This window comes from Streptomyces sp. NBC_01498 (genome assembly GCF_036327775.1).
In the GTDB taxonomy this organism is placed as follows: Bacteria; Actinomycetota; Actinomycetes; order Streptomycetales; family Streptomycetaceae; genus Streptomyces.
In genome coordinates, this window is record NZ_CP109598.1 from 2,494,166 (window position 1) to 2,509,600 (window position 15,435).

A 15,435-nucleotide genomic window follows, 5' to 3' on the forward strand; every position below is an offset into this window, starting at 1 on the left:
GGAAGATCACCACTGGGGACGGGTCGATCGTGCGTGTCGGCAGTCCCTAAACTCAGCTTGTTTCCAGGAGGGAGCCATCGTGCGCAAGGTGCTCATCGCCAACCGTGGCGAAATCGCTGTCCGTGTTGCTCGTGCGTGCCGGGACGCCGGGATCGGCTCGGTGGCTGTGTACGCCGATCCCGACCGGGACGCGTCGCATGTGCGCGCGGCCGACGAGGCGTTCGCGCTGGGTGGTGACACCCCCGCCGCCAGCTATCTCGACATGGCCAAGGTCCTCCAGGCCGCGAAGGACTCCGGCGCGGACGCGATCCACCCGGGCTACGGATTCCTGTCCGAGAACGCCGAGTTCGCGCAGGCGGTGCTGGACGCGGGGCTGACCTGGATCGGTCCGCCGCCGCAGGCGATCCGCGACCTCGGCGACAAGGTCGCCGCCCGGCACATCGCGCAGCGCGCCGGTGCCCCGCTGGTCGCTGGCACCCCCGACCCGGTGTCGGGCGCCGACGAGGTCGTCGCGTTCGCCCGTGAACACGGTCTGCCCATCGCCATCAAGGCCGCCTTCGGCGGTGGCGGGCGCGGGCTGAAGGTCGCCCGCACGCTGGAGGAGGTCCCCGAGCTGTACGACTCCGCCGTCCGCGAGGCGGTCGCGGCCTTCGGGCGCGGCGAGTGCTTCGTGGAGCGGTACCTCGACAAGCCGCGGCACGTGGAGACCCAGTGCCTGGCCGACACGCACGGCAACGTGGTCGTCGTCTCCACCCGTGACTGCTCGCTCCAGCGCCGCCACCAGAAGCTGGTGGAGGAGGCCCCGGCGCCGTTCCTGAGCCAGGAGCAGAACGACGAGCTGTACGCGGCGTCGAAGGCGATCCTGAAGGAGGCCGGCTACGTCGGCGCCGGCACGGTCGAGTTCCTCGTCGGGACGGACGGCACGATCTCGTTCCTGGAGGTCAACACCCGTCTCCAGGTGGAGCACCCGGTGACCGAGGAGGTCACGGGCATCGACCTGGTACGGGAGATGTTCCGCATCGCCGACGGCGAGGAGCTGGGTTACGACGACCCGCCGGTGCGGGGCCACTCGATCGAGTTCCGTATCAACGGCGAGGACCCCGGGCGGGGCTTCCTGCCCGCGCCGGGCACCGTCAGCCTCTTCCGTCCGCCGACCGGGCCGGGCGTGCGCCTGGACGCCGGGGTGGAGACCGGGTCGGTCATCGGCCCGGCCTGGGACTCGCTGCTGGCCAAACTGATCGTCACCGGTGCCACGCGTGAGCAGGCGTTGCAGCGCGCGTCGCGCGCGCTGGGCGAGTTCCGGGTCGAGGGCATGGCCACGGCGATCCCGTTCCACCGGGCCGTCGTCACCGACCCGGCGTTCACCGCCGACCCGTTCACGATCCACACCCGGTGGATCGAGACCGAGTTCGTCAACACCATCGCGCCGTTCGCCGCCCCGGCGGACGCGGACACCGAGGACGAGCCCGGCCGCGAGACGGTGGTCGTGGAGGTCGGCGGCAAGCGCCTGGAGGTCTCGCTGCCGTCCAGCCTCGGCATGAGCCTGGCCCGTACGGGGCTGGCCGCCGGTGCCCGGCCCAAGCGGCGCGCGACGAAGAAGGCGGGCTCGGCGGCGTCCGGCGACAGCCTCGCCTCGCCGATGCAGGGCACGATCGTGAAGGTGGCGGTCGAGGAGGGCCAGCGGGTCGAGGAGGGTGACCTGGTCGTCGTCCTGGAGGCCATGAAGATGGAACAGCCCCTCAACGCCCACCGGTCCGGCACCATCAAGGGCCTGACCGCCGAGGTCGGCGCGTCGCTCACCTCGGGCGCGCTGATCTGCGAGATCAAGGACTGACCCGCTCGCCTTACGCGCTACGACGGCCCCGCCCGGTACGACCGGCGGGGCCGTCGGCGTACGGGTGCGGGACGTACGGGTGCGGGACGTACGGGTGCGGGACGTACGGCATGAGGCGCAGGGCGTGCGGGCGCGGGGCGTGGAGCGCGTACGGGGCGTGGAGGCGCAGGGACGCACGGGCATGGGGCGCGCGGGCGCGGTGGCATGCTGGAGACCCGGACCGCCGCCGTACGGCTCAGGCCCCCGCAGCGACAGGAGGACCGCGATGGCGAGCAGCAGCGACGCGCCGCCCCGGCCCATGCGCGCCGACGCGCGCCGCAACTACGAGCGGTTGCTGGGCGAGGCCCGTTCCGCCTTCGCCGCGCACGGCACGGACGCCTCGCTGGAGGACGTGGCGCGGCGGGCGGGGGTGGGCATCGGCACGCTGTACCGGCACTTCCCGACCCGCCACGCGCTGATGAACGCGGTCTTCCAGGAGGCCCTCGCCGATCTGCTCGACCGCTCGCGCGAACTGGCCGGCGCCGAGCGGCCGTGCCAGGCGCTGGTGGCCTGGCTGCGTGCGCTGATCACTCACGCGGGTGAGTACCGGGGGCTGTCGCGGGCGCTCATGTCGGCGTCGCACGACGAGAGTTCGGCTCTGACGCAGTGCAGTTCCGGGCTCCGCGCGGCGGGCGAACGGCTGCTCGTACGGGCGCGGCTGAGCGGTGCCGTACGCGCGGACGTGTCCATCGACGACCTGATGCAACTGACGAACGCGATCGCCCTCGCCGCCGAACAGACCCCGGACGACCCGGAACTGGCCGACCGGCTGCTGACCCTGACGCTGACGGGGCTACGCGCTCCGGAGGGGGCGGCCCCGGGCGGGTCTGCCTGAGCACTCCGAGTGCCGGGGCGGGGGCGGACCGAGCGGACGAGCGGGGTGGGCTTTACGGGGGCGGGGACGGCTTGAGCTGACGTGCGGGGCACGTTGTGGGGGCGGGGCTGGCGCCCCCGGCCGGTCTTGCGGGCCTTCGCCTACCCGGTCACCCGCCGGGCGGGTGCCCGGGTGTCCCCCGGGGTGACGTCGGCTTCGGAGCCCGTACGGGACGCGCCCGGTCGGCTGCGACAACCGAGGGATCACCCTCCCTGCCGCCCGGACAGGAACGCGGCACCCCGCCGGGCACGGCCGACCTGGCGGAGATCCGCAGACCGGCCACGGCGCCCGCCGGTGGCGGGGGTTCGGATGCCGCCGCCGCGTTGCCGGCGGCGGAGGTCCCCCGCGCGGCTGAGGCTCACCCGGCGGAGGCCCGTCGCCCGGCCATCGCGCCCACCGATGACGCGGCCGCCCGGCGACTTGGCCGCCGCACCCACCGACACCCGAGGTGCGCCCCCGCCACCACGCCTACCGGCGGCGCAGGTCCGACACCCGGGCGCGGTCCGGGGGCTGGTCGGCGAGGGTGCCCGCCGAGCCCGACGTCGCGCCCCGCAGTGGCTGCGGGCCCGGCCCGCCACCCCCGTGCGTACGGCGCTGGCCCGGCAGCGGGGTGTCCCGGCGGGCCTGGCGGCCCGGCGGGGGCGGGAGGGCCTCGCCGCCGCCTCCCGGGCCGCCGGGGCCCGTCCCGGCGGCGCCGCCCGTGACCGTGATCTGCACGCCCTGGTCGGCGAGCGCCTGGAGTTCCGTACCGGCGCGGTCGTCGTGGGCGGGCGGGTCGTCGGTGACCAGCCGGGTGATCACGTCCGTCGGCACCGTCTGGAACATGGTGTCGGTGCCGAGTTTCGTGTGGTCGGCGAGCACCACGACCTCGGCCGCCGCCTGCACCAGCGCGCGGTCGACGCTGGCGGAGAGCATGTTGGAGGTGGACAGGCCGCGCTCCGCGGTGAGCCCGCTCCCGGACAGGAACGCGCGGGAGACCCGCAGCCCCTGGAGCGACTGTTCGGCACCGCTGCCGACCAGCGCGTAGTTGGAGCCACGCAGGGTGCCGCCGGTCATGACGACCTCGACCCGGTTGGCATGGGCCAACGCCTGCGCGACGAGCAGCGAGTTGGTGACGACGGTCAGACCGGGAATCCGCGCGAGCCGGCGGGCCAGCTCCTGCGTGGTCGTACCGGCGCCGACCACCACGGCCTCGCCCTCTTCGACGAGACTCGCGGCGAGATCGGCGATGGCCGTCTTCTCCGCCGTGGCGAGATGGGATTTTTGCGGAAAGCCGGATTCTCGCGTGAATCCGCCCGGCAGTACCGCACCGCCGTGCCGGCGGTCGAGGAGTCCTTCGGCCTCCAGCGCCCGCACGTCCCGCCGTACGGTCACTTCGGAGGTCTGGACGACGCGGGCGAGCTCCCGGAGCGACACGGCTCCGTTGGCGCGCACCATTTCAAGGATTAACTGACGACGTTCTGCAGCGAACACGAAACTGACAGTAACCCCAACGGCCGTCCGTTTTCAGAGCTTCGCGCCGAAAATCGGAAGGTGTACGTATGGGACGGTGACACGTGGTATGGGTGGGCGGGCCCGGGGCCCGCGCACGCCCATGACCTGCGTCAACCCTCGTCCCCGCCCTGGCGGCTGTGCAGTTGTCGCGCCACCTCGGCGATCGAGCCCGACAGAGAGGGGTACACAGTGAAAGCGTTTGCGATCTGTTCCACGGTCAGATTGTTGTCGACCGCGATCGAGATGGGGTGAATCAGCTCGCTGGCACGCGGCGACACCACCACACCGCCGACGACGATCCCGGTGCCCGGACGGCACAGTATTTTGACGAAACCGTCCCGGATGCCCTGCATCTTGGCGCGAGGGTTACGCAGCAGCGGCAGCTTGACGACCCGTGCGTCGATCTTCCCGCTGTCCACGTCCGACTGGCTGTAGCCGACGGTCGCGATCTCCGGGTCCGTGAAGACGTTGGACGAGACCGTCTTGAGGTTGAGCGGGGCGACGGCGTCGCCGAGGAAGTGGTACATGGCGATCCGGCCCTGCATCGCCGCCACCGAGGCGAGCGCGAAGATGCCGGTCACGTCACCCGCCGCGTAGACGCCGGGTGCGGACGTACGCGAGACCCGGTCGGTCCAGATGTGGCCCGAGTCCTTGACCCGGACCCCGGCGTCCTCCAGGCCCATGCCCTCGGCGTTGGGGATCGCGCCGACCGCCATCAGACAGTGCGTGCCGGAGATGACCCGGCCGTCGTCCAGCGTGACCTCGACGCGGTCGCCCGCGCGCTTGGCGGACGCGGCGCGGGAGCGCGACATCACGTTCATGCCCCGGCGGCGGAAGACGTCCTCCAGGACGGCGGCGGCGTCCGGGTCCTCGCCGGGCAGCACTCGGTCGCGGGAGGAGACGAGCGTGACGCGCGAGCCGAGCGCCTGGTAGGCGCCGGCGAACTCGGCGCCGGTGACGCCGGAGCCGACGACGATCAGTTCCTCGGGCAGCTCCGTCAGGTCGTACACCTGCGTCCAGTTGAGGATCCGCTCGCCGTCGGGCAGCGCGTCGGGGATCTCACGCGGGTGCGCGCCGGTGGCGATGAGCACGGCGTCGGCGGTCAGGGTGTCCTCGGCGCCGTCGGCCGAGGTCACGATCACCTTGCGGGAGCCGTCGGTGGCCTGCTGGCCGTGCAGCCGGCCCCGGCCGCGCACCACGCGGGCGCCGGCCCGGGTGACGGACGCGGTGATGTCGTGCGACTGGGCGAGCGCGAGGCGCTTGACACGCCGGTTGACCTTGCCGAGGTCGACCCCCACGACGCGGGCGGCCTGTTCGAGGGGCGGGGTGTCGTCGGCGACGATGATGCCCAGTTCCTCGTACGAGGAGTCGAAGGTGGTCATCACCTCGGCCGTCGCGATGAGGGTCTTGGAGGGCACGCAGTCGGTGAGCACGGAGGCCCCGCCGAGACCGTCGCAGTCCACGACGGTCACCTCGGCGCCGAGCTGCGCGGCCACCAGGGCCGCCTCGTACCCGCCGGGTCCGCCACCGATGATCACGATCCGGGTCACGAAAAGTCCGCCTCGCGTTGTCGACCCGACCCGTCTGCCGTCCCGGCCGGGAGTCCGGGGAGTCCCCGGAGGATGCAGTACGTACGCCATTGTCCCGCACGCGTCACGATGCTTCGCCCCGGGTCCCCGCGCGGCCCGGAAACCGCACGGAAGAGGGCCGGACGCGCGCCCGGATACGGGCCCGGCACCGTCCCGGCGCGGGTGCGGGAAGCGGGCCGCGGGTCGAGCCGACGGGGACCCACAGCGAACCGACCGCGACCCGACGACGACCCGACGACGACCCGACGACGGAAGCACTCGGAAGGACAACGACCGGACAGCGGACCGAAGCCCGGCCCGACGGCGGAGGGACGACTACCCGGCGACAACCCGGCGGCGAGCCGACAGCGGCCCGGCGGCGACCGGGCGGCGACCGGGCGGCGACCGGAACCGACCGGGTGCCGGGCATTCACCGGGCACGCGCGTACCTCCCGTACCCTCGTCCCCATGTCGCTCTACGCCGCGTACGCCGGCAACCTCGACGCGCGGCTGATGTCCCGCCGCGCCCCGCACTCCCCACTGCGCGGCACCGGCTGGCTCAACGGCTGGCGGCTCACGTTCGGCGGAGAGCAGATGGGCTGGGAGGGCGCGCTGGCCACCCTCGTGGAGGCGCCCCGCTCGCAGGTCTTCGTCGCGCTGTACGACATCGCGCCGATGGACGAGGACTCGATGGACCGCTGGGAAGGTGTCGGGCTCGACATCTACCGGCGTATGCGGGTGCGCGTGGACACGCTGGACGGCAAGGAGCCGGCCTGGCTGTACGTCCTCAACGGGTACGAGGGCGGCCTGCCGTCGGCGCGTTATCTCGGCGAACTGGCCGAGGCCGCCGAGTCGGCCGGGGCCCCGCACGACTATGTGATGGAACTGCGGAAGCGCGCGTGCTGAACCGGCACCCGATCCGCACGGTGATGCCGGTCACGGTCCCGGCGACCCCCGCACGCGGCTGACTTGCGTGTTTGCCGGAAACGACCGCACAACGATCCGGCGACCGCGCTCGGGGGCATCTACGCGCGTAGGGCCTGAACGGTTACGCTCATCCGCGTGAACGCATCTGTTATCCCGGCCACGGCCGACGGATCCGCCGACCCCCACGCCGCCGCCTCCGCCGCCGCGGTGCGCCTGCGCGAGCTCACCGGCGCCGAGACCCACGACGTGGCCCTGGTGATGGGCTCCGGCTGGGCACCCGCCGTCGCCGCGCTGGGAGCACCCGAGGCCGAGTTCCCGGTGACCGAACTGCCGGGCTTTCCCCCGCCGGTCGTCGCCGGCCACGGCGGGACGATCCGCTCCTACGCGATCGCCGACAAGCGCGCGCTGGTCTTCCTGGGCCGTACGCACTACTACGAGGGCCGCGGCGTCGCGGCGGTCGCGCACGGCGTCCGTACGGCCGTCGCCTCCGGCTGCAAGACCATCGTGCTGACGAACGGCTGCGGCGGGCTGCGCGAGGGCATGCGGCCTGGCCAGCCGGTGCTGATCAGCGACCACATCAACCTGACGGCGGCCTCGCCGATCGTCGGCCCCAACTTCGTGGACCTCACCGACCTGTACTCGCCCCGGCTGCGGGCGCTGTGCAAAGAGGTGGACCCGGGTCTGGAGGAGGGCGTGTACGTCCAGTTCCCCGGCCCGCACTACGAGACGCCCGCCGAGATCAACATGGTCCGGGTGCTCGGCGGCGACCTGGTCGGCATGTCGACCGTGCTGGAGGCCATCGCGGCACGGGAGGCGGGGGCCGAGGTCCTGGGCATCTCGCTGGTCACGAACCTGGCGGCGGGCCTGTCGGGCGAGCCGCTGAACCACGAGGAAGTGCTCCAGGCGGGGCGGGACTCGGCGACGCAGATGGGCGCGCTGCTCGCGCGGGTGCTGGAACGCATCTGAGGGATGCGGGGGCGGGACGACCGGCCGGGACGGCCGGGCGGGCGTACCCTCACGGGCCACAGACCGCCACCGACGCCCGCGCCACCGGCGACCGAGCACCGAGCACCGAGCACCGAGCACCGAGCACCGAGCACCGAGCACCGAGCACCGAGCACCGAGCACCAGACGCTGAGCACCAAACGCTGAGCACCAAACGTGAGCACCGACGTACGGCAGACACAGGCGCAGACGCAGAACCGGTCCGACCCGGGTGACCCACCGCGCGGCGCAGCCGACCCCGGGACTCAGGAAGGGAATCCACAGTGCAGCAGGACCTCATCGCGCGCGCCGAGGCGTGGCTGGCCGAGGACCCGGACGGGGACACGCGGGACGAGCTGCGGAAGCTCCTCGACTCCGGTGACCCGGACGCGCTGGCCGAACGGTTCGCCGGCACGCTCCAGTTCGGCACGGCCGGGCTCCGGGGCGAACTGGGCGCCGGGCCGATGCGGATGAACCGCCCGGTGGTCATCCGCGCCGCCGCCGGGCTCGCCGCGTACCTCAGGTCCACGGGCCAGGGCGACGGACTCGTCGTCGTCGGCTACGACGCCCGCCACAAGTCCGCCGACTTCGCGCGCGACACGGCGGCCGTCATGACCGGGGCGGGGCTGCGCGCCGCTGTCCTGCCGCGTCCGCTGCCGACCCCCGTACTGGCCTTCGCCATACGGCACTTGGGCGCCGTGGCCGGGGTGGAGGTCACCGCCAGCCACAACCCGCCGCGTGACAACGGCTACAAGGTCTATCTCGGCGACGGCTCCCAGATCGTGTCGCCCGTGGACGCGTCCATCGCGGCGGAGATCGACGCGGTCGGCCCGCTGGCGACGGTGCCGCGCCCGGAGGACGGCTGGGAGGTCCTCGGCGACGAGGTGCTGACGGCCTATCTGGAGCGCGCGCTGACCGTCCTGAGCCCCGGCTCGCCCCGTACCGCCCGTGTCGTCCACACGGCGCTGCACGGCGTCGGTACGGAGACCCTGAACGCCGCCTTCGCGCGGGCCGGTTTCCCCGCGCCCGTGGCGGTGGCCGAACAGGCCGCGCCCGACCCGGACTTCCCCACCGTCGCGTTCCCGAACCCGGAGGAGCCGGGCGCGATGGACCTGGCGTTCGCCGCGGCCCGGCGCGCCGCCCCGGACATCGTCATCGCCAACGACCCGGACGCGGACCGCTGCGCGGTGGCCGTACCGGACGCGGAGGCGGCGAGCGGCTGGCGGATGCTGCGCGGCGACGAGGTGGGCGCGCTGCTGGCCGCGCACCTGGTGAGCAAGGGCGCGACGGGCGTGTTCGCCGAGTCGATCGTGTCGTCGTCGCTGCTCGGGCGGATCGCGGAGGCGGCGGGCGTCGGGTACGAGGAGACGCTCACCGGCTTCAAGTGGATCGCCCGCGTGGAGGGTCTGCGGTACGGGTACGAGGAGGCGCTCGGCTACTGCGTCGACCCCGGCGGCGTACGCGACAAGGACGGCATCACGGCGGCGCTGCTCGTCGCGGAACTGGCGTCCGCGCTGAAGGAGAAGGGCCGGGGCCTGACGGACCTGCTGGACGATCTGGCGCTGGCGCACGGCCTGCACGCCACGGACCAGCTGTCGGTGCGGGTACGGGACCTGTCGCTGATCGCACGGGCCATGGACCGGCTGCGCGACGAGCCGCCGACGGAGCTGGCCGGTCTGACGGTGGTCTCGGCGGAGGACCTCTCGGCGGGCGCGGGCGGGCTCCCGCCGACGGACGGGCTGCGCTACCACCTGGAGGGCGCGTACCGGGCCCGGGTGATCGTCCGCCCGAGCGGTACGGAACCGAAGCTGAAGTGCTACCTGGAGGCGGTGATCCCGGTCACGGACGCCTCCGGCCTGCCGGCGGCCCGCGCACGGGGCGCGGAGCTGCTGTCGGCCCTGAAGCGGGACCTGTCGGAGGCGGCGGGCATCTGAGCCCTCGGACGGGCGCGCTCCCGGGGGATTCCCGGCGGAGCGCGCCCGGCCGGACTCGGTCCCCGTACGGTGCCTTCACGGCGTACGAGGGAGTACCTGGCCACGGCCTACTCCTCCGGGTCCCACGCCTCCAGCAGGTCGAAGAGGCGCCGTTCGCCGCCCAGCGTGAGCGAGTCCAGCGGAACACGGCCGTACAGAACCAGCACCAGTTCGGCGGCCGTGCCCCGGGCGGAGGCGTACGCCACGTCCGGGTCGTCGGCGGCGGTGGCGGCCTCGGGCCCCGTACCCGGCACGGGAAGGCGGGTGAGCCGCGCCCGGCCGGTGGGGAGCGAGAGGCGCCAGGACGCGCCCTCGGTGGCGTGGAAGTCGATCACGGAGGGCTCGTACGGCCACGCGAAGCCTCCGCAGCAGGTGGAGAGGAACTCGTCGACCCCGTCGAGCGCCGCGTCGTCCGGCAGCGGCTGCGGGGCGCCCACGGTGATCCGGGCGTCGTAGGTGTGCACCGCGGCTTCCTGGACCTGGTGCCGGGCGACGGCACCGCTGGTCTGCGGCGACTGCGACCCGCCCCACCACGTCCGGCAGCCCCGGTCCGGGCCGGACTCCCGCAGCGCGCCCAGCAACCGCTCCGTGGACCCGGCCGACCAGGCCAGCAGGGCCGCGGGCTCACCGGGCACGGCCGGGGCGGCCCCCGCCGCGACGTCGGGCGCGGGGTCGGATTCGGTTCCGGGGGCGGTACCGGGATGGGCCTGGGGGTCGCTGTCGGGTGCGGTGCCGGGGGCGGTCCCGGGATGGGCCTCGGGGTCGCTGACGGGTCCGGCGTCGAGTGCGGTCTCAGGGTCGCTGTTGGATGCCGGGTCGGCCGGGGAACCCTCGGTGAGCCCCGCGGTGACGACGTCGGCCCAGTGGCGGTGCACCTCGCCCAGATGCCGGACCAGGTCCAGCAGCGTCCACTCGGGGCAGGTCGGCACCCGTACGTCGAGGCTGGGCGCGGAGGCGACGGCGGCCCGGAACACGACCGCTCGCTCGTCGATCATCCGCAGCAGGACAGGGAACTCCAGGGTCTTCTCCACGCGGGCTGTCTATCACCGTGCTCCGGCGGCCGGACAGCGATTTTCCCCGGCCGTCGGCACGCTCGCAGCGCGCGCCGTACGCACCCCGGAGCCCGCCCGCCGTACCCGCCCCCCGCGAAACCTCCGGAACGCGCGCGGAACCCCGCGTCACCCCGTCGCGAGCAGGATCACCAGGACCAGCAGGCCCGCCAGGGTCGGGGCCAGGATCTCGTACGCCCAGCGCACCCGTGGCTCGCCCTGCGCCGTCGGGCGGGGCGCGCAGCGTTCCGCCTGGGTGCGCAGCTCGGCGACCGCGTGGTCCGCGTCCGGGGTGTGCGGCGGCGCCTCGGTCAGGTCCGCGGCCGGCGACCCGCGGCGGCGCGACGGCGGGCGGCGCATCGCGCGCTTGCGCTTGCGCAGCGAGACGGGCACCGCCCAGAGCTGGTATTTCGTACCGCCCTCGGTGAACACCTCGCTCGAATAACCGGCCCGTACGTCGGACACGGACGCCCACGGCAGCACGATCGTGCGGAACGGATTCCTGATCCGCAGCCGGTCGTCGCCCGCGAACACCGCCGGCCGCATCGTGAAGGCCACCACGAGCGGCACGGCGAACAGCAGGCCCGCGAGCGCCAGCCAGGGTGTCCGGCCGTGGCCCCGGACCACGGCGTCGATCCCGAACCACGCCCCGAGCGCGAGCAGCAGCACACCGCCGGCGATACCGGCGGGCGACCGGAAGACACGCTCCGCGTAGGTCGGCTCGGAGGGCTGTTCGGAACTCGTCATGCTGTCGATTCTGCCGTACGCCGCGGACATACCGGCCTCGGCTCCGTCGCCGCACCGCCCCGGCACCGGCCCGACAGCGCCCCGGCACCGCTCCCGTAACGCCCGCGCACCACCCAGCACCGCTCCCCCACCGTCGTCCTCTCATCGCTCCCGCGCCGCCCCCGCAGCACCCCCACCGACCTCTTCATCGCCCCCCGCGCCGTCCTCTCACCGCCTCCGCGCCGCCCTCTCCCCCGTGTGACGTAGCTCCACGTCACAGCGGCTCCCCCGTAACCCCACCCCCTGTACATGCTGCTACGCGCGTAGATATGCTCATGTGGTGACCATGCCCACGACTGCACCCTCGCCCACAGGCTTCGCCGTGGGCGGTGCCCCCCTCGCCGACGTGACCGCGTCCGACAGTTCGCTGCGCCGGTTCCTCCACGGCCTGCCCGGCGTCGACGCCGTCGGCCTGGAGGCACGCGCCGCCTCGCTCGGTACGCGTTCGATCAAGACGACGGCCAAGGCGTACGCCATCGACCTGGCCATCTCGATGATCGACCTGACGACCCTCGAAGGCGCCGACACCCCGGGCAAGGTCCGGTCGCTCGCCGCCAAGGCCCTGCACCCGGACCCGACCGACCGCACCGTCCCGACGACGGCCGCGCTCTGCGTCTACCCGGACATGGTGGAGACCGCCGTCGCCGCGCTCGCCGGGAGCGACGTGAAGGTCGCCTCCGTCGCGACCGCCTTCCCGGCGGGCCGCGCCGCCCTCGCGGTGAAGCTCGCCGACGTACGGGACGCGGTCGCCGCCGGTGCCGACGAGGTCGACATGGTGATCGACCGGGGCGCGTTCCTCGGGGGTCACTACCTGAAGGTCTACGAGGAGATCGCCGCCGTGAAGGCGGAGTGCGGGACCGCCCGGCTCAAAGTGATCTTCGAGAACGGTGAGCTGTCCACGTACGACAACATCCGCCGCGCCTCCTGGCTCGGCATGGCCGCCGGCGCGGACTTCATCAAGACGTCGACCGGCAAGGTCGCCGTCAACGCCACCCCCGCCAACACACTGCTGATGCTGGAGGCCGTACGCGACTTCCGTGCCCTCACCGGTGTCCAGGTCGGCGTGAAGCCCGCCGGAGGCATCCGGACCAGCAAGGACGCGATCAAGTTCCTGGTGCTGGTCAACGAGACCGTCGGCGAGGACTGGCTGGACAACCACTGGTTCCGCTTCGGCGCGTCCAGCCTTCTCAACGACCTGCTGATGCAGCGCCAGAAGCTCTCCACCGGCCGCTACTCCGGCCCCGACTACGTCACAGTGGACTGATACACGATGGCTTTCGAATACGCACCGGCCCCCGAGTCGCGCTCGGTCGTCGACATCGCGCCGAGCTACGGCCTGTTCATCGACGGCGAGTTCACCGACGCCGCCGACGGCAAGGTCTTCAAGACGGTCTCCCCCGCGACCGAGGAGGTCCTCTCCGAGGTCGCCCGCGCGGGCGCCGAGGACGTCGACCGGGCCGTGAAGGCGGCCCGCAGGGCGTTCGTGAAGTGGTCGGCCCTGCCGGGCGCCGAGCGCGCCAAGTACCTCTTCCGGATCGCCCGGATCATCCAGGAGCGTTCGCGCGAACTGGCCGTCCTGGAGACCCTCGACAACGGCAAGCCGATCCGCGAGACCCGCGACGCCGACCTCCCGCTGGTCGCCGCGCACTTCTTCTACTACGCGGGCTGGGCCGACAAGCTCGACCACGCCGGTTTCGGCCGGAGGACGGCGGACGGACACGGCGGGCCGCGCCCGCTGGGCGTCGCCGGCCAGGTCATCCCGTGGAACTTCCCGCTGCTGATGCTCGCGTGGAAGATCGCCCCGGCGCTCGCCACCGGCAACACCGTGGTCCTCAAGCCCGCCGAGACCACCCCGCTCAGCGCGCTGTTCTTCGCCGACATCTGCCGCCAGGCCGGTCTGCCGCGCGGAGTCGTCAACATCCTTCCCGGGTACGGCGACGCGGGCGCCGCCCTCGTCGCGCACGAGGACGTCAACAAGGTCGCCTTCACCGGTTCGACCGCCGTCGGCAAGGCCATCGCCCGGCAGGTCGCGGGCACGGACAAGAAGGTCACGCTCGAACTCGGCGGCAAAGGCGCCAACATCGTCTTCGACGACGCCCCGATCGACCAGGCCGTCGAGGGCATCGTCACCGGCATCTTCTTCAACCAGGGCCAGGTCTGCTGCGCCGGATCGCGGCTGCTGGTCCAGGAGTCCGTCCAGGACGAACTGCTGGACTCGCTGAAGCGGCGGCTGTCCACGCTGCGGGTCGGCGACCCGCTGGACAAGAACACGGACATGGGCGCGATCAACTCCGCCGAGCAGCTCTCCCGGATCCGTACGCTGGCCGACGCGGGCGAGGCGGAGGGCGCCGACCGCTGGTCGCCCGCGTGCGAACTCCCGTCGTCCGGCTACTGGTTCGCACCGACCCTCTTCACCAACGTCACGCAGGCGCACACCGTCGCGCGCGACGAGATCTTCGGCCCGGTGCTCTCCGTCCTGACGTTCCGCACACCGGACGAGGCGGTCGCCAAGGCCAACAACACGCAGTACGGCCTCTCCGCCGGTATCTGGACGGAGAAGGGCTCCCGCATCCTCGCCGTGGCGAGCAAGCTCCGCGCGGGTGTGGTGTGGGCCAACACGTTCAACAAGTTCGACCCGACCTCGCCCTTCGGCGGCTACAAGGAGTCGGGCTACGGCCGCGAGGGCGGTCGCCACGGCCTGGAGGCGTATCTCGATGTCTGAGTCCGAGCGACAGTCCGACCGGCAGTCGGAACGGCAGTCGGAACGGCGGTCCGAGCGGCTGTCCGTCTTCAAGACCTACAAGCTGTACGTCGGGGGCAAGTTCCCCCGCTCCGAGAGCGGCCGGGTGTACGAGGTGAGCGACTCGAAGGGACGGTGGCTCGCCAACGCGCCCCAGTCCTCCCGCAAGGACGCCCGTGACGCGGTCTCCGCCGCCCGCAAGGCGTTCGGCGGCTGGTCGGGCGCCACGGCGTACAACAGGGGCCAGGTGCTCTACCGCGTCGCCGAGATGCTGGAGGGCCGCCGCGCGCAGTTCACCGCCGAGGTGGCCGCCGCCGAGGGCCTGTCCAAGTCGAAGGCGGCGTCCGTGGTGGACGCGACCATCGACCGCTGGGTCTGGTACGCGGGCTGGACCGACAAGATCGGCCAGGTGACGGGCGGCGCCAACCCGGTGGCCGGACCGTACTTCAACCTGTCCACCCCGGAGCCCTCCGGCGTGGTGGTCGTCCTCGCGCCGCGGGAGTCGTCGTTCCTCGGCCTGGTCTCGGTCGTCGCCCCGGTGATCGCCACCGGCAACACGGCGGTCGTCGTGGCCGGCGAGTGCGTCCCGCTGCCCGCCCTGTCGCTGGGCGAGGTACTGGCCACCTCCGACCTGCCGGGCGGCGTCGTCAACGTCCTCTCGGGCCGTACGGCGGAGCTGGGCGCCCCGCTCGCGGCGCACCAGGACGTCAACGGCATCGATCTGTGCGGCGCCGACGAGGAGTTGGCGAAGGAGCTGGAGATCGCGGCGGCGGACAACCTCAAGCGGGTGGTGCGCCCGTACCCGGTGGACTTCACGGCCGACCCCGGCACGGGACGGCTGACGGCGTTCCTGGAGACGAAGACCGTGTGGCACCCGACGGGCAGCCTGGGCGCGTCGGGCTCCGGCTACTGACCCGTCCCCGCCCTCACGCAAGGAGGCCCGGCCGTCGTCGTGACGGCCGGGCCTCCTTACGTAGGTGAGTAGGCAGGTGAGTTCGACCCCGCCTCTGTCCGTAGGCGGGCTGGCTCCGGCGGGCCTCTGTACCGAGGCGGGCGCGGGCGGGCCTGGGTACGTAGGCGGGCTCGGGCGGGGCCTCTGTACGTGGGCGGGCTCGGGCGGGGCCTCTGTACGTGGGCGGCGTCGCGCACGCGCGGGTACTCGTGGGC

The 15,435-nt window shown here is 73.1% G+C and carries 12 protein-coding genes; 8 read left to right on the forward strand and 4 right to left on the reverse strand.

What is annotated here, in order from left to right; genetic code table 11:
- The first annotated feature begins 79 nt into the window (after positions 1–79).
- Both OG875_RS10335 and OG875_RS10340 read left to right on the forward strand, forming a co-directional pair.
- Positions 80–1,834 carry an acetyl/propionyl/methylcrotonyl-CoA carboxylase subunit alpha gene (locus OG875_RS10335; protein ID WP_330173931.1) on the forward strand — a complete coding sequence of 585 codons (1,755 nt, stop codon included), beginning with the start codon at positions 80–82 and terminating at the stop codon, positions 1,832–1,834.
- Positions 1,835–2,099: 265 nt separating this feature from the next.
- A complete protein-coding gene (locus tag OG875_RS10340; protein ID WP_330173932.1) occupies positions 2,100–2,708 on the forward strand; it encodes a TetR/AcrR family transcriptional regulator in 609 nt (202 codons plus the stop codon).
- 507 nt (positions 2,709–3,215) lie between these two features.
- Here OG875_RS10340 and OG875_RS10345 read toward each other — a convergent pair.
- Complete coding sequence (locus tag OG875_RS10345; protein WP_330173933.1) at positions 3,216–4,220, reverse strand: DeoR/GlpR family DNA-binding transcription regulator; 1,005 nt, start codon at positions 4,218–4,220, stop codon at positions 3,216–3,218.
- Between the two features lie 131 nt (positions 4,221–4,351).
- Positions 4,352–5,791: an NAD(P)H-quinone dehydrogenase gene (locus OG875_RS10350; protein WP_330173934.1), complete on the reverse strand. Its 1,440-nt coding sequence runs from the start codon at positions 5,789–5,791 to the stop codon at positions 4,352–4,354.
- Positions 5,792–6,277: 486 nt separating this feature from the next.
- Here OG875_RS10350 and OG875_RS10355 point away from each other — a divergent pair, with 486 nt between their 5' ends.
- The 3 genes from OG875_RS10355 to OG875_RS10365 all read left to right on the forward strand — a co-directional run bounded on the left by OG875_RS10355 (position 6,278) and on the right by OG875_RS10365 (position 9,654).
- Positions 6,278–6,715, forward strand: a complete 438-nt coding sequence (locus tag OG875_RS10355) for a gamma-glutamylcyclotransferase (protein WP_330173935.1) — start codon at positions 6,278–6,280, stop codon at positions 6,713–6,715.
- Between the two features lie 156 nt (positions 6,716–6,871).
- A complete protein-coding gene (locus OG875_RS10360) occupies positions 6,872–7,702 on the forward strand; it encodes a purine-nucleoside phosphorylase (protein WP_330173936.1) in 831 nt (276 codons plus the stop codon).
- 302 nt (positions 7,703–8,004) lie between these two features.
- Entirely contained in the window at positions 8,005–9,654 is a 1,650-nt protein-coding gene (locus OG875_RS10365) for a phospho-sugar mutase (RefSeq protein WP_330173937.1), read from the forward strand.
- A 107-nt stretch (positions 9,655–9,761) separates the two neighbouring features.
- Here OG875_RS10365 and OG875_RS10370 read toward each other — a convergent pair whose 3' ends face one another.
- A complete protein-coding gene (locus tag OG875_RS10370) occupies positions 9,762–10,724 on the reverse strand; it encodes a maleylpyruvate isomerase N-terminal domain-containing protein (RefSeq protein ID WP_330173938.1) in 963 nt (320 codons plus the stop codon).
- Between the two features lie 147 nt (positions 10,725–10,871).
- Complete coding sequence (locus OG875_RS10375) at positions 10,872–11,489, reverse strand: PH domain-containing protein (protein WP_330173939.1); 618 nt, start codon at positions 11,487–11,489, stop codon at positions 10,872–10,874.
- Between the two features lie 325 nt (positions 11,490–11,814).
- On the opposite strand from OG875_RS10375, the gene deoC reads away from it, so the two are divergent.
- Genes deoC through OG875_RS10390 form a run of 3 tightly spaced genes read left to right on the forward strand, consistent with a single transcriptional unit; the run spans position 11,815 to position 15,181 of the window.
- Positions 11,815–12,792, forward strand: coding sequence for a deoxyribose-phosphate aldolase (gene deoC, locus OG875_RS10380; RefSeq protein ID WP_330173940.1), 978 nt, complete (start codon positions 11,815–11,817; stop codon positions 12,790–12,792).
- Between the two features lie 6 nt (positions 12,793–12,798).
- Positions 12,799–14,250, forward strand: a complete 1,452-nt coding sequence (locus OG875_RS10385) for an aldehyde dehydrogenase family protein (protein ID WP_330173941.1) — start codon at positions 12,799–12,801, stop codon at positions 14,248–14,250.
- On the forward strand, positions 14,243–15,181 hold the full coding sequence (locus OG875_RS10390; RefSeq protein WP_330173942.1) for an aldehyde dehydrogenase family protein: 939 nt from the start codon (positions 14,243–14,245) through the stop codon (positions 15,179–15,181). Before OG875_RS10385 ends, OG875_RS10390 begins: the two co-directional genes overlap by 8 nt.
- The last annotated feature ends 254 nt before the right edge of the window (positions 15,182–15,435 follow it).

Coding starts and splice junctions, on each gene's coding strand:
- OG875_RS10340 (WP_330173932.1), top strand. CDS start 2,100: ATGGCGAGCAGCAGCGACGCGCCGCCCCGGCCCATGCGCGCCGACGCG.
- OG875_RS10355 (WP_330173935.1), top strand. CDS start 6,278: ATGTCGCTCTACGCCGCGTACGCCGGCAACCTCGACGCGCGGCTGATG.
- OG875_RS10375 (WP_330173939.1), bottom strand. CDS start 11,489: ATGACGAGTTCCGAACAGCCCTCCGAGCCGACCTACGCGGAGCGTGTC.
- deoC (WP_330173940.1), top strand. CDS start 11,815: ATGCCCACGACTGCACCCTCGCCCACAGGCTTCGCCGTGGGCGGTGCC.
- OG875_RS10385 (WP_330173941.1), top strand. CDS start 12,799: ATGGCTTTCGAATACGCACCGGCCCCCGAGTCGCGCTCGGTCGTCGAC.
- OG875_RS10390 (WP_330173942.1), top strand. CDS start 14,243: ATGTCTGAGTCCGAGCGACAGTCCGACCGGCAGTCGGAACGGCAGTCG.